This is a genomic window from Deltaproteobacteria bacterium (genome assembly GCA_003696105.1).
Lineage (GTDB): Bacteria > Myxococcota_A > Polyangia > Haliangiales > J016 > J016.
Genome location: RFGE01000104.1, coordinates 1 through 20,682, shown reverse-complemented (window position 1 = coordinate 20,682; position 20,682 = coordinate 1). Strand labels below are relative to the sequence as shown.

General features: G+C 73.9%; 18 protein-coding genes and 1 pseudogene. 9 read left to right on the top strand and 10 right to left on the bottom strand.

Annotated elements, in window-relative coordinates:
• Positions 1 to 333: 333 nt before the first annotated feature.
• Genes D6689_07225 through D6689_07215 form a run of 3 tightly spaced genes read right to left on the bottom strand, consistent with a single transcriptional unit; the run spans position 334 to position 2,836 of the window.
• A complete protein-coding gene (locus D6689_07225; GenBank protein RMH42802.1) occupies positions 334 to 1,137 on the bottom strand; it encodes an enoyl-CoA hydratase in 804 nt (267 codons plus the stop codon).
• On the bottom strand, positions 1,134 to 2,075 hold the full coding sequence (locus tag D6689_07220; GenBank protein RMH42801.1) for a hydroxymethylglutaryl-CoA lyase: 942 nt from the start codon (positions 2,073 to 2,075) through the stop codon (positions 1,134 to 1,136). The genes D6689_07225 and D6689_07220 overlap by 4 nt, the downstream gene beginning before the upstream one ends.
• Positions 2,076 to 2,104: 29 nt before the next feature.
• Positions 2,105 to 2,836, bottom strand: a complete 732-nt coding sequence (locus tag D6689_07215) for an HAD family phosphatase (protein RMH42800.1) — start codon at positions 2,834 to 2,836, stop codon at positions 2,105 to 2,107.
• Positions 2,837 to 2,859: 23 nt separating this feature from the next.
• Between D6689_07215 and D6689_07210 the strand changes: the two genes are divergently transcribed.
• The gene (locus D6689_07210) at positions 2,860 to 4,389 is read left to right on the top strand and encodes a hypothetical protein (GenBank protein RMH42799.1); all 1,530 of its coding nucleotides are present in this window, start codon (positions 2,860 to 2,862) and stop codon (positions 4,387 to 4,389) included.
• A 54-nt stretch (positions 4,390 to 4,443) separates the two neighbouring features.
• Here the strand turns inward: D6689_07210 and D6689_07205 are convergent, their stop codons facing one another.
• The 5 genes and pseudogenes from D6689_07205 to D6689_07185 all read right to left on the bottom strand — a co-directional run bounded on the left by D6689_07205 (position 4,444) and on the right by D6689_07185 (position 10,213).
• The gene (locus D6689_07205) at positions 4,444 to 5,979 is read right to left on the bottom strand and encodes a hypothetical protein (GenBank protein RMH42798.1); all 1,536 of its coding nucleotides are present in this window, start codon (positions 5,977 to 5,979) and stop codon (positions 4,444 to 4,446) included.
• A gap of 573 nt (positions 5,980 to 6,552) precedes the next feature.
• Positions 6,553 to 6,867 (bottom strand): annotated as a pseudogene (locus tag D6689_07200) (hypothetical protein).
• 281 nt (positions 6,868 to 7,148) lie between these two features.
• Complete coding sequence (locus D6689_07195; protein ID RMH42797.1) at positions 7,149 to 9,011, bottom strand: DUF4405 domain-containing protein; 1,863 nt, start codon at positions 9,009 to 9,011, stop codon at positions 7,149 to 7,151.
• Positions 8,875 to 9,411 carry a ubiquinol-cytochrome c reductase iron-sulfur subunit gene (locus D6689_07190; protein RMH42796.1) on the bottom strand — a complete coding sequence of 179 codons (537 nt, stop codon included), beginning with the start codon at positions 9,409 to 9,411 and terminating at the stop codon, positions 8,875 to 8,877. Before D6689_07190 ends, D6689_07195 begins: the two co-directional genes overlap by 137 nt.
• Before the next feature lie 277 nt (positions 9,412 to 9,688).
• Positions 9,689 to 10,213, bottom strand: a complete 525-nt coding sequence (locus tag D6689_07185; protein ID RMH42795.1) for a conjugal transfer protein TraR — start codon at positions 10,211 to 10,213, stop codon at positions 9,689 to 9,691.
• On the opposite strand from D6689_07185, the gene D6689_07180 reads away from it, so the two are divergent.
• Together D6689_07180 and D6689_07175 are read left to right on the top strand one after the other, a co-directional pair.
• A complete protein-coding gene (locus D6689_07180) occupies positions 10,212 to 10,415 on the top strand; it encodes a TIGR04563 family protein (GenBank protein RMH42794.1) in 204 nt (67 codons plus the stop codon). The genes D6689_07185 and D6689_07180 overlap by 2 nt on opposite strands.
• A gap of 3 nt (positions 10,416 to 10,418) precedes the next feature.
• Entirely contained in the window at positions 10,419 to 11,426 is a 1,008-nt protein-coding gene (locus D6689_07175) for an alpha/beta fold hydrolase (protein ID RMH42793.1), read from the top strand.
• Here D6689_07175 and D6689_07170 read toward each other — a convergent pair.
• Entirely contained in the window at positions 11,347 to 12,264 is a 918-nt protein-coding gene (locus tag D6689_07170) for a hypothetical protein (protein ID RMH42792.1), read from the bottom strand. The genes D6689_07175 and D6689_07170 overlap by 80 nt on opposite strands.
• Positions 12,265 to 12,356: 92 nt before the next feature.
• Here D6689_07170 and D6689_07165 point away from each other — a divergent pair, with 92 nt between their 5' ends.
• The 3 genes from D6689_07165 (at position 12,357) to D6689_07155 (ending at position 17,080) form a co-directional block, all read left to right on the top strand.
• A complete protein-coding gene (locus tag D6689_07165; protein ID RMH42791.1) occupies positions 12,357 to 16,070 on the top strand; it encodes a hypothetical protein in 3,714 nt (1,237 codons plus the stop codon).
• Between the two features lie 369 nt (positions 16,071 to 16,439).
• Positions 16,440 to 16,643: a hypothetical protein gene (locus tag D6689_07160; protein RMH42790.1), complete on the top strand. Its 204-nt coding sequence runs from the start codon at positions 16,440 to 16,442 to the stop codon at positions 16,641 to 16,643.
• Between the two features lie 50 nt (positions 16,644 to 16,693).
• Positions 16,694 to 17,080 carry a hypothetical protein gene (locus D6689_07155; GenBank protein RMH42789.1) on the top strand — a complete coding sequence of 129 codons (387 nt, stop codon included), beginning with the start codon at positions 16,694 to 16,696 and terminating at the stop codon, positions 17,078 to 17,080.
• A gap of 211 nt (positions 17,081 to 17,291) precedes the next feature.
• Here D6689_07155 and D6689_07150 read toward each other — a convergent pair whose 3' ends face one another.
• The gene (locus D6689_07150) at positions 17,292 to 19,082 is read right to left on the bottom strand and encodes an adenosylcobalamin-dependent ribonucleoside-diphosphate reductase (GenBank protein ID RMH42788.1); all 1,791 of its coding nucleotides are present in this window, start codon (positions 19,080 to 19,082) and stop codon (positions 17,292 to 17,294) included.
• Positions 19,083 to 19,144: 62 nt separating this feature from the next.
• Here D6689_07150 and D6689_07145 point away from each other — a divergent pair, with 62 nt between their 5' ends.
• The 3 genes from D6689_07145 to D6689_07135 all read left to right on the top strand — a co-directional run.
• Complete coding sequence (locus D6689_07145) at positions 19,145 to 19,558, top strand: PilZ domain-containing protein (protein RMH42787.1); 414 nt, start codon at positions 19,145 to 19,147, stop codon at positions 19,556 to 19,558.
• Positions 19,555 to 19,905: a PilZ domain-containing protein gene (locus D6689_07140; protein ID RMH42786.1), complete on the top strand. Its 351-nt coding sequence runs from the start codon at positions 19,555 to 19,557 to the stop codon at positions 19,903 to 19,905. The genes D6689_07145 and D6689_07140 overlap by 4 nt, the downstream gene beginning before the upstream one ends.
• 217 nt (positions 19,906 to 20,122) lie before the next feature.
• Positions 20,123 to 20,682 (top strand): hypothetical protein (locus D6689_07135; GenBank protein ID RMH42785.1); only part of this gene is annotated, 560 nt, incomplete at its 3' end.

Sequence of the window (20,682 nt, the reverse complement as noted above, 5' to 3'; positions counted from 1 at the left end):
GGCCGCGCCTTCCGCGGCCCGGCGCCCCGCCCGCCGCCCCCTTCCGGGCGTCGCGGCGCGGCCGTCGGACCTGCCCATCGGGCACCGTCCGCCGGTCGGTGACAACACCGAGGTGGACCGCCGCCCCGCGCCGCCGCGCCCGGGTTCCTTGCCCCGGCTGTCGGACCTGCGCCCGCGGTAGATCCGGTCCGACGCGCGGCGTCGGTGCAGGGCAGCCTGCGCCGCCCGTCGCCCCCGGTCGGTGCCATCCGGCGCGGGCGCGGCCGCGACGGCGACTCGGCGGACGGCAGCGCGGCACGCGCGGAGCAGTGCCGGGCCGGCGGCGGCGCGGCGTCAGCGACCGCGGTACACCGGCGGCCGTTTCTCGGCGAACGCGCGCAAGCCCTCGTTGCGATCCTCGGTAAACAAGGTGACGTCGTAGCAGCGGCGCTCGATGCGCAGCCCCTCGTCGATGCCGACCTCCGTGCCGCGGTCGATCGCCTCCTTGGCCATGCGCACCGAGATCGGCGCGCACGCGGCCAGGTCTTCGAGCAGCTCCTCGACGGCGCGCGACAGCTCGGCGTGCGGCACGCACGAGTGGACGACGCCGTAGTCGAGCGCCTGCTCGGCCGACAGCCGCTTGCCCAGCAAGATGAGTTCCTTCGCGCGCGCGACGCCGATCAGCCGCGGCAGCCGCTGCGTGCCGCCGGCGCCCGGCATGATGCCGAGCCGCACCTCGGTGAGCGCGAACGCGGCCCGGTCGCTGGCGATGCGGAAGTCGCACGCGAGCGCCAGTTCGAACCCGCCGCCGAACGCGAACCCGTTGACCGCGGCGATCGTCGGCTGCGGAATGCGCGCCCACGCGTCGATCGCGCCGCTGATCGCGTCCACGTAGGGTCCGGTGTCCTCGGGCGCTACGCCTTTGCGCTCCTTCAGATCCGCGCCGGCGCAAAACGCGCGGTCGCCCGCGCCCGTGAGCACCACGGCGCGCACCGATCGGTCGCGGCCGAGGTCGCGCGCGACGCGCTGCAGGTCGAGGTTGACCGAGCGCGACAGCGCGTTGCGCGCATCGGGACGGTTGAGGGTCACCCACGCGACGCCGTCGTCGCGGCGGGCCACGATGAGGTCCGGGGAGTCGGTCGTCGTCTGCTGTGTCACGGTGGAGTCTCCGCGTGCCGGCGCGCGCGCGCGCGCTTGCCGATGTGGGCCTTGAGGTACTTGCTCGGCAGCTCGTGGCCGACGAACGCCGCGGCCATGCGCGAGCAGTCGATCAGCTTGTCGAGGTCGACGCCGGTGTCGACACCCATCGCGTGCAACATCGCGACGACGTCCTCGGTCGCCAGGTTGCCGGCGGCGCCCGGCGCGTACGGGCAGCCGCCGAGGCCGCCGACCGCCGCGTCGACGGTGGTCACGCCGAGGGTGAGGCCGACGAGGCAGTTGGCCAGCGCCGTGCCCTGCGTGTCGTGAAAGTGCATCGCGATCGCTTCGGCCGGCACGCGCTCGAGCACCATCGACAGCACGTGCTCGACCTGGCGCGGGTTGGCGACGCCGATCGTGTCGCCGAGCGACACCTGGTACACGCCCATCCCGAGCAGCGTCTGCGCCAGGCGGACGGCCACCGCCGGGTCGACCTCCCCCTCGTACGGGCAGCCGTACACGGTCGACACGTAGGCGCGGACGCGCATGCCGCGGTCGAGCGCCGGGCCGACGACGCCGTCGAACGCGCGCAGCGTGTCGTCGATCGACTTGTTGACGTTGCGCTTGTTGTGCGTCTCGGACGCCGACAGGAACACGGCGATTTCGTCCATGCCGGCGTCGATGGCGCGGTCGAGCCCTTTGCGGTTCGGCACGAGCGCCGAATACCGCACGCCGGGCCGGCGATCGACGCCGCGCGCCACCTCGACGGCGTCGGCCAGCTGCGGGATCCACCGCGGCGACACGAAACTCGTGATCTCGATCGCCGGCAGGCCGGTGTCCGACAGCGCGTTGATGAACGCGATCTTGTCGGCGGTGGGCACCGTGCGCGCCTCGTTCTGCAGGCCGTCGCGGGGCCCGACTTCGTAGATCGTGACGCGTTCCGGGAGTCGTTCGAGCATCGGCGGTGGCGTGTGGATCGGGCGGCGCGTCAGTGCGGCACTTCGGCCCGCAGCGCGCGCACGAGGTCGATCGTCAGGTCGTCGAGCGTGTCCACGATGCGGTGGGCGGCCGACTGGTCGGCGCCCACGAAATTGCCCGCGCGCACCGCGACCACCAGCATGCCGGCGGCGAGCCCCGCGGCGATCCCGGCGGCCGAGTCCTCGACCACGAGACAGTCGCGCGGGTCGACGCCGACGGCGGCGGCCGCGGCGAGGTAGCCGTCGGGCGCCGGCTTGGACCGGGCGTAGTCTTCGCACGTGACGACCGCGCGGAATGCGGCGGTCTCGCCGAGCGCGCGCAGCGAAAACGCCGCCTCCTGGCGCGACGAGCCGGTCACGATCGCGCGCGGGATGCCGTCGAACCGCGCGATGGCGTCGCGCGCGCCGGGCAGGACGGTCACGTCGCGCTCGGCACCCAAACGCTGGCGCTCGGCGAACGTCGCGTCGATCAGCTGCTGCCGCGACCACGGCATCCGCTCGCCGTAGCGCTCGCGCAGGTGCGCGTGGATGTCGCCCCACGCGCGGCCGACGAGGTAGTCGCGGTCGGCCTGATCGATGGCGAGGCCGAGCCCCGCGCGCAGCGCTCGCGCCATCGCCTCGGCGTACTCGCGCTCGGAGTCCACGAGCGTCCCGTCGAGATCGAACAACACGGCGCCGACCGGCATCGCCGCTTTGTACACTACGCGCGCGCGGTTTGCACCCGCCGCCTCGAAGCGGCGCACCGCCCGTCGGTGGTGTACGCTGCATGCGTCGGCCTCTGCCGGCGCGATGGGCCGCCGGGCACGCCCGGCGCCCACGACCGCCCCAGCGATCCACCGCCACGATGATCGACGACGTCCCGACCCGACCTCACCGCTTCGCCGCCTCGCCGGCCCGCGCGCCGCTCCTGCTGCTGTTGCCACTGCTGGCCGCCGCGGCGTGTGGGCCGCCGCCAGAAGCGCGGCGCGCGCAACGGCTGCTCGCAGCCGGCCGGGTCGCGGAGGCGGAGCAGCTCGCGGATCGCGAACTCGCGCGGTTCCCGAAGCAGCCGCTGCTGTGGCGGGTCAAGATCCAGGCCGCGTTCGCCCGCCGCGATCCCGCGCGCGCGGTCGCCCTGTATCGCGAATGGGTCGCGCTGCGCGGCGCGCCCGACCGCGACGCGCTGCGGGCGATGGCGATGTCGACGCTGTGGCAGGCGCTGCGCACGCCGTCGCCCGCGATTCGCCTGCGCGCGGTCCAGATCGCCGAGCGCCTCGAACTCGAGCCACTGGCCGACGAGGTGATGCGCCGCATGGGCGACGACGATCCGGCCGTGCGCGCCGCGGCAGCCGTGGCGGTCCTGCGCGCTCACCCCGACGCGCCGCGCATCGCGACCGACGCGCTGTCCAGCGACCGCGCCGAGGCCCGCGCCATCGCGGTCGAGGGGATCGCGCGCAAGGTGGGCCGCCGCGCGCTGCCCGATCTCGTGCCGCGGTTGCGCGATCCGGACGCGCGGGTGCGCCGCGCCGCGGTCCGCGCGGTCGCGCCGCTGGCGCCCGCCAGGGTGCTCGCGGACATCCTTCGCATGGCTCGGCGCGACCCCGCCGGCCCCGTGCGCGCCGAGGCGCTGCGAGCGGCTGCCGATCGCGGTGCGCCCGGGATCGTGCCGGCGGCGGTCGCGGCGCTGCGCGATCCGTACCTCGGCGCGCGGCTCGCCGCGGTCGCCGCGCTCGCGCGCCGCGCGGGTGCCGAGGCGACCGCGCGGTTGCGGCCGCTCGTGTCCGGCGGCGACCCGCTCGTCGCGCTGCGCGCCGCCGCCGCGCTCGCGCGCCGCGATCGCGACCCCGGCGCGGTGGTCGCGGCCGCCACCGCCGCACTCGCGCAGCCGGCCTGGCCGATCCGCGCCGCGGCGCTCAATGCCCTGCCGGCCGACGGCGGGGATCCCGCGGTCGCCGCCGCCCGGCGCGCCGCGTCCCGCGATCCCGAGGTGCGGGTCCGCCTCGCCGCGGCCCGCGCTCTCGTTCGGCTCGGCGCACGCGACGACGCCCGCGCGACGCTGGCGGCCGTGCTGGCCGGCGACGACGACGACGCCCGCATCGAAGCGGCCATCGACCTCGCGCGACTCGGCGATTCGCGCGGCGGGCCGGCGCTCGCGGCGCTCGCGGAGGCGGCGAGCCCGCTCACGCGCCGCCGCGCGGTCCGCGCGCTGCGCTACCTGGGCGAGCCGTCCGACGCGCTCGCCGGCGCGCTGGCCGACGAAGACGCCGAAGTCCGCGTCACGGCCGCCGAAACCGCGCTCGAACTTCTGGCCGATTGAACGGCGCGTCCGGCGCGCGGTCCCGCGTGGCTGGGCCGACTGGACCGCGGTCCGTCAAAACTGCAACTGCGTCTCGACGAGGATGCGGTGCTGCTTGTCGCCCGCCGGATCCGGCCCGGTGCGGGCGTTGTAGTCGAAAAACGAGTACATCAGGCCGATGAAACGGCCGCCGACCCGGTCGTCGTAGAGCTGGACCAGACCGTCGACCTCGAGCAAGCGCGCCGCCAACGGCGGCTCCGACACCGTGCGACCACCGACGCGCAGCAGCGGGTTGCGCGAGTGCGCGACGCGCGCTCCGACCATCACTCGGCGGGGAACGACCATGTACGTGCCGGACACGTAGAAGCCCTGGTAGTAGCGCGTGTCGCCGGAGCCGCCCAGGTCGTTGAGCGCCGCGGCGAGCGCGGCGTTGTCGGGGTGGTCGAGGATGGTGCCCCACGACTCGCGGCGGAGCACCCATTCGGCCGTCGCGCTGGCGCCGCGATAGCGCAGCGCCGCGCCGGCCGTCGCGCTGATCACGCGCACGTTGTCGACCTCGCCGTCGGCATCGACGTCGTTGTTGACCGCGAGCCCGGCCAGGTCGTCGGCGAGGGCCACCAGGTCGTGGACGAACCCGCCCGTGACGACCAGCGACATGTCGTCGCGCCCGCGCCAGTCGCCCTCTTCGTGTTTCGGCAGCGCGCCGACCAGCGCGTACTCGAGCCGCACGACCTGGTTGAAATCGATGTTGTCGTTGTCCTTCGCGCGCCCGGCGCCGTTGCCGAAGCTCGCGTAGTAGCCGAGGCGACCGTCGAGCGCCTGGCCGTGCAGCGCCACCATCACGTCGCGGTCGTAGCGGTAGTTGTCGACGAAACGGCTGCGCTCGACGAACGCGAGCCGCGTGCTGCTGGTCGTGAACTGCCGGATGAACTGGGTCTTCCACTGGCCGGCGCGAAGCGCCAACCCTGGCGCGAATCGGTAGTCGAGGTACAGGTCGTGCAGCGACGGCGACTTGGCCGCGTCGACGACCAGCTTGAACGTGAGCCGATCCGAGCCGAGGTGGCCCTTGGTCGCCAACCGCGCGCGGCGGATGCGGAGGGTCGCCTCGTCGACGTGGTCGAAGCCGCCGGACAGCGCGACTTCGCTGCGGATCTGGCCGTAGCCGCCGATCGACAGCGCGAAGCGCCCGTCGTCCGTCGCCCACGAAAAGCCGCCGTGGTGCGACGCGCCGCCGCCGCCCGCGATCGGCGGCCGCTCGACCGCGGCCAGCTCGGCTCGCGCCGCCGCGACCTCCTGCGCCAGCGCATCCACGCGGGCCGCGACGCGATCGATCGCGCCGACGACTTCCGGTGACGCGCCGGCCGTTTCGCGCAACGTCGCGACGTCCTGTTCGAGCACGGCGAGCTTCGCGTCGATGTCCTTGACCGCCTGGGCCAACGTCGGCACCTGGACGACCGCCTGTTTGACCAACTCGACATCGGTGCGGATCCGCTGCAGCTCCTCGGCGAGCGACGCGACCGCGGGCGCCTTCTGCGCCTGCACCGCCGGCGAGACGGCGACCGCGGCGACCGCCCACGCGGCGGCGACCCATTTGTTGCATCCACAACGCATGACACGACTCCGGCGAAATGAGCGATAGATCGTAAAAAAGGCGCCCCCGCGATCGCGGGGGCGCCGACAGTACCACGCCGCGCGGTCAGCTCACCGGCGCCGGCCGGTCGGTCGCGGTTCCACGCGAAGCTCGCCCGGCGATCGACGCCCGCGAACCGACGCCCGCGCGACGAGCGTCGCTCACTTGCCGCGCCGAGCGGGCACGACCTCGGTCTCGCGCGGCGCGTCGCGCCGGTGGTCGCGGCGGATCACGCCGCCCCCCGAATCGCGCTCCCAGTGGCCCGGCACCCACCGATAGCGGTTGCCGCGGCGCTCCCAGTGGCCCGGTACCCACCGGTAGCCGGCCTTCGCGCGCTGCCAGCGGCCCTTGCGCCACTTCCACTGGCCGTTGTGCCATTCCCAGCGGCCGGCCACCCACACCCAGCCAGGCCGGGCCGGAGGCGGCGGCTCGGCCCGCGGCGGCGGCGGCGCGACCTCGACCCAGACCTCCGCGCTGGCCTCGGGCGCTGGCGCGGGCGGCGGAGCGGGCGGGCGCCGGTGATCGCGGACGACCGGCCCGGCGCTCACGCGGCGCCAGTGGCCGGCGACCCAGTGGTACCGGTTGCCGCGCCGCTCCCAGTGGCCCGGGACCCACTCGTAGCCGGCGCGCTGCGCTTTCCAGTAGCCGCGCTTCCACACCCAGCGGCCGTTGCGGAACTCCCAGTGCCCGCGCGCCCACACGTAGCCGGGGCGCGGTGCCGGCACCGGCTCGGCCCGCGGCGGCGGCGGCGACTCGTCGACCACGACCACGGCAGGGCGTGCGCGCGCCGTGATCACGCAACCGGAGGTCGAGCCGAGGAGCGTGAGCCCCGCGGCGACCGCAATCCATCCGCTCCATTTCCTGTTCATCGGATCGTCTCCCTTCGTAACGTAGGCTCGGTTCGGCCAGTATGGACGGCCCACCCCGCCGTTCGCATTCAACGGGATCCTGCCCGCGCGCCGATGAGCGTGTCAACGCGCGGGCTTGCGAGAATCGGCGGCGCGCCGCTGGCGGTCGCGTGCGTGCGCCTGCGCACGGGCGGCGTGTGACGGCGCGCACGGCGGCCGGAGCGCGTGCCGCGCCCGTCTTCGGCCCGCGCCGTACGAACCCCCACGCGCACCGCGGCGAGCGGGCGGTCGCGCGTCCGGCGTCAGCGCGGCGCGGCGCCGGCCGGCGCGTCCGGCGCCTCGTCGCGCAGCGCCGCGACGTACTCGGCCAACCTCCGGATCTGATCCGCCGTCAGCTTGTCGCCGAACCGAGGCATCTCGTTCTTGTCGCCGAACCAGCGCGGGTGACCGGGGTCCGCGATGAACGCCGCGAGCATGTCGACCGTGCCGCGCCGGCCGAGGTTGGGGCCGAGATCGCCCTCGCTGTCCCAATCGCGCGAGTGGCAATCGGAGCACTCGCCGTCGTCGAACAGCTGGCGTCCCCGCTCGGCGAGCGCCGCGTCCACGTCGGCCGCGCCCGTCTCCGCGTACACCATCTCGACGAGCGCGTCGAAGTCAGTTCCTTGCACCTGCACCGGCTTCATCTTGTCGATCTTCGTCACGCCGAAGAACCGATCGCCGCTCGGGTCGCGCAAGAACGCGCGAATCCACGCGCGCGAGTTGTATCCCGGTCCGATCTCCGGCCCCTTGCGATCGCCGCCCTGGTGGCAGCCGGCACACCGCTCGCCCCACAGCTTGCGCGCCTCGTAGCCGGGTTCCATCGTGAACACGGCCGGACCGCCGGCGGCCGGCACGCCGTATTGCGCCGCCAGCGACCGCGCCTTGTCGGCCTGGCGCTCGGCGTCGGCGAGCCGCTGTTGCAGCGCCTCGTCGCCTGCGTCCTCGGCAAACGACACGGCCGTGAGCGCGCCGGCCGCCGCGAAGCCGACGCCGAGCACCGCCAGGTAGCGGAGGCGGTGACGCGGGTCGCGGCTGTCGCCCCGATCGGCGAACGGCAACGCCAGCAGCACGCCGCCGATGACGACCGGCGCGCCGAGCGCGACGATCGTCTCGAGCGGCCCATGGAAGTACTTCAATAACTGGAACAGCGGGCGGAAGTACCACTCCGGCCGGGCGTCGAAGCTCGACGACGGGTCCGCCGGCGCATCGAGCCCGGCGCCGCCGGTGTAGACGACCACCGCGCACAACACGGCGAACACGACGGCGATCGCGATCATGTCGCGCAGCAGTTGGTCCGGCCAAAACGGCGCGGTCGTCCGCTGCAATTCGTCCCGCGACTTGCCCCACCGCGGGGTGACCCCGTGCTTTCGGAACAGCGCGACGTGCGCGACGATGAGCGCGACGAGCGCGCCGGGCAGCACGAACACGTGCAGGGTGAAGAACCGGGTGATCGTGAGGTTGCCGTACTCGTTGCCCCCCTGCGCGACCTGCTGGAGCGCGTCGCCGATCGCCGGCGAGCTGCCCGCGATCCCGGTGGCGACCTTCGTCGCCCAGTAGCCGGTTTGATCCCACGGCAGCAGATACCCGGTGAGGGCGAACGCCATGAGCACCGCGAGCAGGAACACGCCCACGATCCAATTGAGTTCGCGCGGCTTTTTGTACGCCCCGTACACCGCAGTCTGGAGCATGTGCAGGCCGGCGAGGATGACCATCGCCGAAGCGCCGTAGTGGTGCAGCCCGCGGATGAACCAACCGGCCGTCACCTGGTCCTCGATGTACGCGACCGACGCCCACGCGTCGGTCGACGACGGGCTGTAGTACAGCGCGAGCAGCACACCGGTGACCGCCTGCAGCGCGAACACGAACGTGAGCACCGAACCCCACACGTACGCGAACGACGCGCCGCCGGGGACCGGCTCGTCGAGCGCGGAGCGGAGCACGGCCCGGTAGCCGGACCGATCGTCGAGCCAGTCGAGGACGCGGCGCACGCTACACCTCCTCGCGGTCGGGCGTGTCGGATCGGTAGCGCCGGAACGCGACGCGCACGCGGCCGTCGGCCTCCTCGACCGGCAGCGGGTCGAGCCCGCGCTTCGCCGGCCCGCCGAGCCGCCCGCCGTCGCGAGCAAACGAGCTGGCGTGACACGGACAGGCGAACCGGCCGGCGTCCGCGTCGTAGTCCACCGCGCAGCCCAGATGCGGGCACACAGTGGACAGCGCGCGCAGCGTGCCGTCGGCGTCGCGCACCAACCACGCGGCGCCGAGCGCGACGTCGCGGCGCACGGTCCACCCGTCGCGGACGCTCGGCGCGACGATCGACACGCGCACCGGCGGGCCGCCCGGTTTGACCTGGTCTGCCGGCCCCACGTCGACCGGGTCGCTCGCGCTGGTCACGATGCGCCGGCCGAGTGGATACAGCACATAGCGGATGACGGGGATCGCGAAAACGGCGCCGATCGCGCCGCCGATCGCGACGGTCGCGGCCTTCAGGAAGCCGCGCCGGGACGTGCCGGTCGTTTCGTGTGCCACGATTGCCTTCCCTGGAAACGAGTTCGTTCGCTACGACGCCGCCGCCGACGGCGAGGTTACACGCCCAGGGCGACAGTCCGACGCCGAGCGCCCGGCGGCCGCGCGCTCGCGCAGGGCCGCCCAAACGCGCGGGCCCGCCGGGTCGAACGCGGAACCGAGCGGGCGCGCCGATGCGCGCATCCGCGGCGCGCGGGGACCCAGCCGGCCCGGGGGCGCAGCGCATCGGAGCCGAGCCGCGCCCGACGCCGACGGAGTCGGCGGCAGGTACCGCGCCGCCCTACCCGAACGCCTTCTCGTCGCGCTCCTGTGCTTCCTTGCAGCGGATGCACAGGGTGGTCTCGGGGCGCGCCTCGAGGCGCTTCTTGGTGATCGGCTCCTCGCACTGTTCGCAGATGCCGAACGTGCCGTCCTCGATCTTGCGGAGTGCGAGTTCCACCTTCTTGAGGTAGGCCTTCTCTCGCCCGCGCAACCGAAAATTGAACGACTGCAGGTACTCGCTCGACGCCAAGTCCATCTCGTCGGGGAGATCGTTCGGATCGAGCGTCATGTCCTCGACGAGCGTCTTTTTCGCATTCTCCAGGACGGCGCGCCGCTTTTCCTCGAGAAGCTTCTTGAACTTGTTCAGATCTCGCTTGCTTAGCCCACCTGCCACAGGGTTCTCCCGCGTCGAGGGTTGTCGAAACAGGCCGGGCAGTCTACGTGCGGCTGGCCCGGTTTGCAAGCGCGAACCGCGCCCGCCCCCGGCGGATCGCGGCGTGGATGCCTTGACCGAGTGTGGGCAACCTTGCGACACTGGCGACATGGCCGGCTCGGACAAGCGCAAGCAAAGCCTCTACTTCCCCGAGGACATGCTCAAGGAGATCCAGGAGGAAGCGGCCCGCCAGGACCGGTCGCTGTCGTGGATCGTACAAAAGGCGTGGAAGATCGCCCGCCGTGAGATCATGAAGTACCCGTCGGTCAACGAGTTCCCCGGCGAGGACGACCCGAAGGAAGCCAAGGCGTAGCGGCTGCCGCCGCCCGCTTGCGAACCGGCCGCGCAGGTCGTCCCGGCGCCCGCCGTCGTGTCGCCACCTACCGCCGCCCGCACCGAGCACTACGCCCTTCGCCCGGGCGACCGGTCGCCGCTGTTCTACGAGCGCTACGATCCGGGGCGGCCGGGCGCGCCGGCGGTCGCGTTGTGTGACGGCATCGGCTGCGACGGCTACGTGTGGCGCTACCTGATCCGGGCGCTCGCTCCCCGCGCCCGGCTCGTTCACGGCCACTATCCCGGCCATGGCCGGTCGCCCCGCCCGCGCGACGGCGCCCGCCTGGCCATCGCGGATCTCGCGGATGACGTCGCGGCCCTGCTCGACGACGCGGACATCGACCGCGCGACCCTGGTCGGCCACTCGATGGGGGTGCAAGTCGCGCTCGAGACGTACCGGCGCCACCCGGACCGGGTCGCCGCACTCGTGCTCGTGTGCGGCGCGCCGGGCTCGCCGCTGCGCACGTTCCGCGGCACGTCGGCCGCCGCGCGCGTCCTGCCGGTGTTGCGCGCCGCCGCCGGCGCCGCGCCCCGCGCGATCGGCGGCGTGTGGCGCGCGTTCACCCCGACGCGCGCCGCGCTGTGGCTGGCGGCGCGGATCGAGATCAACGGCGCGCTCATCGACCCGGACGACTTTCGCCCCTACCTCGACGGGCTCGCCCGCGTCGATCCCAACCTGTTTTTGGCGCTGCTCACCGAGGCGAACCGCCACAGCGCGCTCGACGTGTTGCCCCGCGTCGCGGTGCCGGCGCTCGTCGTCGCGGGCGACCGCGACGGCTTCACGCCGGCGAGCCTGAGCCGCCGGATGGCCGCCGACATCCCACGCGCCGAGCTCGTCGTGGTCGAAGGCGGGTCGCACACCGCGCCGCTCGAGCGGCCTCACCAGGTCGAGCGCGCGGTGATCGACTTCCTCACCCGCCGGGTGTGGCGAGCCGGCGCAGCGCGCGGCGATCGACCCAGCCCGTCGCATTCACCCTCCCCACCGTCGTGACCTTCCGGCGCGCGGGCGTCGCCGGATCCGCGCTGGCCTCGACGAGCGCGCCGCCGCGCAGCTCCGCGAACGGCTCGGCGGCGTCCGGCGTCGCGTACAGGCCCGCGGTGCGCACGACCTCGTGCGTCGGCGACAGCAGCTCCGGCGCGGGGCCGCCGTCGCCCTCGTCGTAAAAGTCGCTCGCGAGCGCCCAGCCCTCCACCTCGACCGGCCCATGGCTGCGCACCTTCGCGCGCGTGTCCATCTGCTCGAGCAACACGACCTCGACGCCGCCGCGGATGACGGCGACCGGCGGCGCGCGAGTGCCGACGGACGCGGCCGCCCGGTACAGCGCGGTGTCGCGCTTGGGCGTGACGAAATGGCGGTTCGGCGGCATGCGGTAGACGAACTCGTGCCGCTGTGCGCTGAGCGCATCGGCCGGCACGTCGAACCGACCGCGGACCGCGCCGGTCGTCTCCACCGTGGCGACTCCGCCGCGCCCGCGGCGCACGACGCGCACGAGCGCGCCCTCGAGCAGGCGGCCGTCCGGCACGTCGACGTCGCGCGCCACGTACAGACCGAGCGCCGCCGCGTCGACGGTGCCGATGGCGCGCACGTCGCCCACCAGCCGCACGACCGCGCGGCCGCGCCGGCGCCGCACCAGCGAAACCGCCGCGCCCGGCCGCAGGCGAATGGTCGCTCCGCCCGAAGCGACCACGAGGGCGGCCGGGTCGACGATCGCGTGCGTCGGCGGCTCGCGGGGCGGCCGGCGCCCTCGCGGCGGGTCGCCGGCGACCGCCGCCCCCGCGAACGCCGCCATCGCGCTGGCGAGCGCCACCTGCCGAGCGCGCCGGTGCATGGTGGAACGCTAAACGATGTCGGGCCGATCGGCCACCCGAGTGAGCCGATCCGCGCGGCGCGGCCACCTCGGTTGTGATAGCGTCCGCGCGGGTGGGTCGCGCTGCGGCGTCGCGGCTGCCCGCCCGCGCGCGAGAGGACAGGATGATTCGACTTCGCTTTCGACTGTGGTTGGCCGGCGTGACCGCGGCGCTCGCGACCGGCTGTGGCGGCAACGGCTGCAACTGCGTCGAGCCGATCCCCGGGGGCTTCCCGCCCGAGGCGCGCATCGGCAACGCGGTCCAGGTTCGCGTCACGCCCACCGGCCTGGACGCCATCGCGGCCGACCCGGCGGGGCTCGTCGCGGCGCTCGTCGGCTCCGACAGCCTCACGTTCGACGTGCCGCCGGCGTGCGGCGAGGGAGACAACCCGGCGATCTGCTGCGAGCCGATCGACGGCCCGGTCGTCGACCCGTGCGGTCCGGTCGCCATCGACCTCGACCGGCGGCCCGGAGACGCGCCGCGGCTGGAACTGCACCCGGTCGACGGCGGCTCGCGCATCGACGTGGTGGTCCGTGCCCGCGTCCACACGGTGACGGACCTCGCCATCTGGTACGAAAGCGGCTTCATCAGCGCCAACTGCGACGTCGAACTGAACACCGAAAAGTCGGGCGCGCCCGACCTGCTGGTCACGACGTCGATCGATCTGGCCGAACATCCGACGGCGGGCACGACCGAAATTCGCGTCGCCGACGTTCAAATCGACCAGCTCGACAACGGCGACATCGACCTCAAGGGCGGGTTCAGTTGCACGCTCGCCGACCTGTTGATCGGCTTCTTCAAGGACACGCTCACCAGCGGCATCGCCGACGTCCTGCGCAAGCAAATCGAGGGCGCGCTGTGCAAGGCCTGCCCGGGCGGCACCGTGGACGAGTGCGGCCCGTTCGCCGACGCGTGCGAGGACCAGGTGTGCATGTCGGGCGGCGAATGCCTCCAGGAGCTGGGCGTGTCGGGCCGGCTGCTCGCGTCGGCGCTCGGCCTCGCCGGCTCCGGCGCGCTCGACATCTATGCGGTGGGCGGCGGCTACTCTGACACGGACGGCGGCGGCCTGTCGCTCGGCGTGCTCGGCGGCGCCCGGGGCGGGGCGGCCGCCGCGCGGTGCGGCCCGCCCGCCGATCCGCCGGCGCAGCCGGCCATCGCGCGGTCTGCGTTCTTTTCGGGCAACCAACGCCCCGACACCGGCGGCGCGTTCGACGTCGCCGTCGGCGTTCACCGCCAGGAACTCGACGCGCTGGCCTGGGGCGCCTACGACGGCGGCCTGCTGTGCTTGTCGATGGGCACGCCGACCATCAGCCTGCTCACGTCCGACACGCTGGGCGTGCTGATGCCGTCGCTGGTCGATCTGCTCCACGGCGAGCCGGGCCAGATCTACCTCGGGCTGCGCCCGCAACAACCGCCGGCGATCGCGCTGGGCGCCGGCACGTTCACGCCGGACGGCGAGGTCGACGAGCCGCTGCTGGACGTCACCTTCTCCAACCTCGACATCGATTTCTTCGCGATGGTCGACGACCAGTTCATCCGCGTGATGACCGTGACGGCCGACGTCCACCTGCCGCTCGGCGTCGAAGTGACCGCGGACGGCCAGCTCCAACCGGTGCTCGGCGACGTCGAAGACGCCTTCTCCAACATCACCGTGTCCAACTCGCGCGCACTGCTCGAAACGCCGCAGGAGCTGGCCGACCGGCTGCCGGCGGTGCTGTCGATCGCGCTGCCGTTTCTGGGCGACGCGCTGGGCGCGTTCGCGTTGCCGGAGATCGGCAACCTGCGCCTGGCGATCCAACCCGACGGCGTGACGTCCGTCGACAGCGGCCAGTTCCTCGCGATCTTCGCCGACCTCGAGCCGGCTTCCGCGCCGGCGCCGGCGCCGGTCGACACGAGCGCCGAAATCGTCGCGGTCCACGTGCCGCCGCGCGCTGTCTACTACGCGCCGCGTCTGGCGCGCGCCGACCGACCCGCGGTCGAGCTGTCTCTCGGCGGTGGCCGCCCCGACGGAACGCGCGCCGATCTCGAGTGGCAGTTCCGCGTGGACGGCGGGCTGTGGTCGCCGTACACCCGGTCGCCGCGGATCGCGCTGCGCCGCGACGTGTTCTGGCTGCCGGGCACCCACCGGATCGAGGTGCGCGCGCGCGAGGTCGGCAAACCGCGCACCGCCGACCCGACGCCGGTCGTCCTCGCCGCGACGATCGACACCGTGCCGTCGCTGCGCGCCGAACTGGTGTCGCAGCCCAATCCGCGCGCGGTCATCGGCTTCCACGGCCGCGCCGGGTCGTCCGGCTGCAACTGCCGCGTCGGCCGCACGTCCGACCCGCGGTCCTCGGCGGCGGTCGCCGCGCTGTTCGCCGCAGCGGTCCTGGTCCTGCGGCGGCGGCGACGCCGCGGGCGGCCTCCGATCGCCGCGATCGCGGCGCTGCTGGCGCTCTCCGGCCCACCTGGGTGTAGCTGCAACGGAAACGACACGCCGAGCTGCGGCGATGACGAGTGCGCGGACGGTCAGGTCGAGCCCGGCCCGATCGGGCGGTGGAGCGACCTGGCGACCGACGGCAGCCGCACCGTGCTGTCGGCCTACGAGGAGACCCTCGGCGATCTGGTCGTGGTCGACGTCGATGGCGACGAGTTGGTCCCGACCGTCGTCGACGGCGTCCCCGCCGATGCCGCGCCGACCTACGCGCCGAACACCTACCGCGGCGGCGTCGTCGAGCCCGGGGACGACGTCGGCGCGTGGACGTCGATCGCGCTGCGCGACGGGCTCGCGCACGTCGCCTACCAGGACCGCACCCACGGCGCGCTGAAGTACGCGCGCGAACTCGGCGACGGCGACTGGTCGATCCATACCGTGGACGCCGACGGCGGCCAGGTGGGGCTGTACGCGTCGCTGGCGCTGCAGCCGTCCGGCGCGCCGGCGATCGCCTACCTCGCCATCGGCATCGACGACGGCGCCGGCGGCCGGCGCGCCCAACTCCGCCTCGCGCGCGCGTCCTCCGCCGACCCGAGCGGCCCCGGCGACTGGACGATCGACACGGTCGAGGACGTCCCGGTGCCGTGCACCGGCTTGTGCGGGACCGGCGAGGTGTGCGTGACCGCGTCGATGACCTGCGCGCCGGTCGACGCGAGCTGCACCGAGGATTGCGGCAGCGGAAGCGAGTGCGTCGCCGGCGCATGCACGGCCATCTCGACCTTCCCGGCGCACGATCTGCCCGAGGGCAGCGGCCTGTTCGCCAACCTCGTCGTCGCGGGCGGCGACCTCGCGATTGTGTTCTACGACCGCACGGCCGGCGATCTCGTCGTCGCCCGCGCGACCGGCAGCGGGTTCGAGCGGGCCGTGATCGACGGCGACGGCGGCGACCGCGGCATGTGGGCCAGCGCGGTGGCCGACGGCGACACGATCCACGTCGCGTACCAGGATGCGCTGGCGGACCGGCTGCTGTACACGACCTGGTCTGCCGCCGGCGGCGCGGGCGCGATCGAGGTCGTCGACGACGGCACGCGCGAGGGCGACCGGCCGCACGCCGTCGGCGCGGGAGCGGCGCTGGCGCTGGACGGCGCGGGCAGGCCGGCGGTGGTCTACCAGGACGGCACGGACATCGCGCTGCGCTTCGCCCGGCGCGACGCGGGCGGCGCCTGGCAGCACGCCGTGCTACTCGACGGGGCGGAACTGTTCGGCTTCTACAACCGGGCGGTCCGCGAAGGCGACGCGATCCGCGTGTCGACCTACGCCTACGACCGCGCCGTCTACCCGCCCGGGGAGTTGCGGCTCACCCGCCTGCCGTGACGCGACGCGTGGCGTGAGTCCGCGCGGCGGGCCTGCGCCGGGGGGCTCGCGAGCGCCGAGCCGCGCCACGGCGCCCAGACAACCGGCCGAGATCCGGGGCCTGGGGCCGACGGCCCCCGCACGTCGCGGGCGTGCGTCGCCGCAACGTCGCGACGACAGGTCGCGCGATCCCGCACCGCGGCCTCACGCGCCGGCGTCTCACGCCGGTGGATGCACGTTCTTCCCGCGATCCAGCTGACACAATTTAGTGACATTGAAATTTTCTCCGACACAAAAATCGAAAAGTTTTCGCTCGCCAACCGCCGAAAAATTGTGCAGAGTCTGCCGGCCGGTCAGACTGGCAACTCCAACTTCCACCGCTCGATTCCCATGCACGCCTTCGCCACCTTCGTCGCCCATGCGCCGCTCGACGCCGGCCCCCGGCCGGCCGGGGTCAAGGAGGACGGCCGCGCCGTCGCGGGGCTCGCATCTGTCAGACGGGTGCGCTATGCCTCGGCCCGCGCCGCGTACACGCCCGGCGCGCGGGGCGGGGCCGCGATCGGACGGCGGCGCGCGACGACGCCGGCGGCGTGACCGGGAATCAGCTCACACCAACGACACCGGAGAGGGAATTGTCACGACAGATGCTGCGTCGCATCGACGACGACAAAGACGGAATGGTAGCTCTTCCACCGGTCAACCTCGTGCGGCAGCGGCTCCGCAAAACGGTCAAGGAGTTCGCCGTGTCGCACCCGGGGCGCCGCGCCGCCGCGCTGAGCGCCGTGTGGGTCGCCGCCACCGGCTGTGACGCCGACCTGTCCGAGTACGACGCCGAAGAGGCGCTGCGGACCTACCGGCTCGCGGAGTCGGAGCTGCGCGCCGAGCTGCGCCTCGCGATGGCGCGCGCGCACGAAAACGAGCCGCACGCGGCCACGCGCGAAACCATCCGGACGATGCTCGAGCACCTCGAAGAACTCGAACGCCAGGCCGTGGCGCCGCGGCCGCCGCGCCGCCGCCGCCGCCGCTCGTAGCCGCTCGCACGCGGGCCTGCCGCGCCGCGGCGCGCGCGCACCGGCCCGCCGCGCCGCGTCGCGCGCGTGCCGCCCGCCGGGGCCTCGTCCTGCGCACGCCGGCGCCGGCGACGAGCGCCGCGCCACGCGCACGGCGGCCGCCGGCGCCGCGTCGCGCGCATGCCGGCCGCCGGCACCGCGTCGTGCGCGCACGCCGGCCGCCGGCGCCGCGTCACGCGCACGCCGACCAGCCGCACTGGCGGCAGGCCACGCAGCCTCCGGCGCGCCGCACCGCCCCACCGCACTCGGGGCACCGCTCGGCGTCGCCCTCCCCGCCGGTGGCGCCGCCGCGCCCGTACGCGAGCACCTGCCCCGCCCGGCTGCCGTCGCGGTACACGGTAATCCCCTTGCACCCGAGTTCGTACGCCAGCCGGTAGGCGCGCGCGACCGCCTCCGGCGGCGCGTCACGCGGCAGGTTGACCGTCTTGGACACGCCCGAGTGGCTGTAGCGCTGGAACACGGCCTGCATCTGCACGTGCCGCTCCGGGGCGACGTCATGCGCCGTCGCGAACAGCCGCTGCACGTCCGCCGGCACCCCGTCGAGCCCGCGCACGCGGCCGCGCGCGCGGACCGCGTCGCGCAGCGCGTCGCTCCAGAACCCGCGCGCCCGCGCGATGCGCTCGAACGCCGGGTGCATCTCGTCGAGCACCTCGCCGTCGAGCACGTGCCGCTCGTACGCCACTGCGTACAGCGGCTCGATCCCGCTCGAACAGCCGGCGAGGATGCTGATCGTCCCGGTCGGCGCGACCGTCGTCGTCGTCGCGTTGCGCAGCCGGCGCGTCCCCGCCCACGTCGACTGCGGCCAGTTCGAAAACGGCCCGCGCGCCTCCGCGAGCCGCTCGGACATCGCCAGCGATTCGCGCTCGACGAGCGCGCCGACCCGGTCGGCGAGCGCCAGCGCCTCGTCGTCGTCGTACGGGATGCCCAGCGCGATCAACAGATCCGCCCAGCCCATCACGCCGAGGCCGATCTTGCGGTTGGCGCGGGTGATCGCCTCGATCTGCGGCAGCGGGAACGCGCTGGCGTCGATCAGGTCGTCGAGCATGCGCACGCCGTCGCGGACCGCCGCCGCGAGCGCGGCCTCGTCGACCGAGCCGTCGCGGACGAACGCCGAGAGGTTGACGCTGCCGAGCACGCACGCCTCGAACGGCAACAGCGGTTGCTCGCCGCACGGATTCGTCGCCTCGATCCGGCCGAGCGCCGGCGTGGGGTTGGCCGCTTCGATGCGGTCGATGAACAGCATGCCGGGATCGCCGCACTGCCAGGCCACGTCGGCGATGAGCTGGAACACCCGCCGCGCGTCGAGTTCGCGCACGACCGCGCCGGTGCGCGGGTTGCGCAGGGCGTAGCGCTCGCCGCGGTCGACCGCCGCCATGAACGCATCGGTCGCCGCCACCGACAGGTTGAAGTTGCGCATGCGGTCCGGGTCGAGCTTGACGGTGACGAAGTCGAGGATGTCCGGATGGTCGACGCGCAGCACGCCCATGTTGGCGCCGCGGCGCACGCCGCCCTGGGCGATCGCCGCGGTGGCGCGGTCGAACGCCTCCATGAACGCCACCGGGCCGGCCGCGACGCCGCCGTCGCCGACCGGATCGCCGGCGGGGCGCAGCCGCGAGAAGCTAAACCCGGTCCCGCCGCCGGTGCGCTGGATCATCGCCGCCCACTTGATGGCGTCGAAGATCGCGGCGGTGTCGTCCTCGACCGGCACGACGAAACACGCGGCGAGCTGGCCGTCCGGACGCCCGGCGTTCATCAGCGCGGGCGAGTTCGGCAGCAGCTCGCCCGCCGCCATGCGCGCGCGCAGCCGGTCGGCGAACGCGTCCGCATCGGCCGGCGGGTCCGGCAGGCGGGCTTCCGCGGCGCGGATCGTCGCGGCGACCCGGCGAAACAGATCGTCCGGCGTCTCGCCGGGCCGCAGATAGCGGCGGCGGAGCACGGCCAGCGCATTGCGCGACAGCGCCATGCCGTCAGTATGGCACCGCGGCGGCCGTCGCGGACCGCGCCCGCTGGCGGCGGCAGACCGCGCTGGCCTATACTGCCGTCGTGGCCGACGCGCGCCAGCATCCGCGCTACGCGGTCGAGGTGGCCGTTCGTCTCGATCTGGGGGATCTGTCCGTCGAGGGTCGCTCCCGGAACCTGTCGCGCGGCGGGATGTCCGCGTACACGGCGGACGCCGTACCGCTGGGGGCCGAGGGGACGGCGCAGCTCGCGCTCGTGCTCGCGCCGGCCGGCGGCGACGCCTCGGCCCGGTCCGAGCCGCTCGAGCTGCCGGTGCGCATCGTCTGGTGCACGCCGATCGGCGACGAACACCAACTGGGCGCGGCGTTTCTCACGCTGACCCGGGAGCAGATGGACACGCTCGAGTTGTTCCTGCGCTACCTCGACGAAGGCCGCGCGCGCGGCGACGACGTCGCGCCGAACGATCCGTTCGCGTCATGACCGAACACCGCGTCCATCCCCGCTTCGCCATCCGTCTGTCGGCCGAGGTCGCCTGCGGCGATCGCACGTTCACCGGCACCACCCGCAACGTGTCGGTCGGGGGCTGCTGCCTCGAGTCGGCGTTCCCCCTCGCCGAAGGCGCGGAAGTCCGCCTCGACCTGTTCGTCGTCGTCGACGGGATCGAAGACGAGCGCATGCCGCCGCTGACGACGCGCGCCACCGTCCAGTGGGCCGCCGAGCAGGACGATGGCGCGTTCGCCGCGGGCCTGCGGTTCACCGGGCTCACCGCGGCGCAGCAGCGGTGGCTCGATCAGTTCCTCGCGCGCACCGGCGCCGGCGACGCATAGGGCCGGGGTCCGCGGCCGGGCCGGCGCGGCCGAGTCGCGGCGGGCGCCGGCAATCGCGGCGTCCCGGCGCAGCCCACGGACCAGTTGCACGTCGCCCGCGATCGCCGCTTTACGCGTACCCCAGCGTTCTCTTACACTCGTCGAAAGTGTGGGGGCGATGACACTTCGTCTCCGGACCCGGGAGTTCGATATGAGCCTAGTTCAGCGCATCGCGTACGTGGCGGTCGCCGCGGTGGCCGCCCTGTCGGCGTCCGGCCCGGCCGCCGCACAGGTCACGAAATCGCGGATCACGGTGCTGCTCGACAACTCCGGGTCCATGTTGCAGACGCCCGAGATCGTCGATCTGCCCAGCACGTGCACGGCCAGCGGGTTTTCGCCGTGCACCGCCAGCGGCGGGCCGGTGCCGGACACCCGCTGCAACGCGTGCGTGTCGTGGACGATCGCGAACCTCCCGTCGTGCGCGAGCAACTGGACCACGACCTGCCGCAACACATATCGCAACAACTGCTGGCAGGCCGTCACGGGACAGACCGGCTGCGGCAACGAGTTGGTGTTCACCGAGTCCGTCGCGACCCGCGGCGACGGAAGCGCGCAACACCCCGGCTGCGACGTCGACGGCGACGGGCTCGCCGACGACAGCCGCATCTACCAGGCGAAGAACGCGCTGCAGATCGTCGTCGCGACTTTCGGCGAGGTGGAGTTTTCGCTGTGGCGGTTCGCGGGGCTCGAGGGCGGCCAGTCGTGCACGAACGCGAACCAGTGCCCGACCGTGCCGAG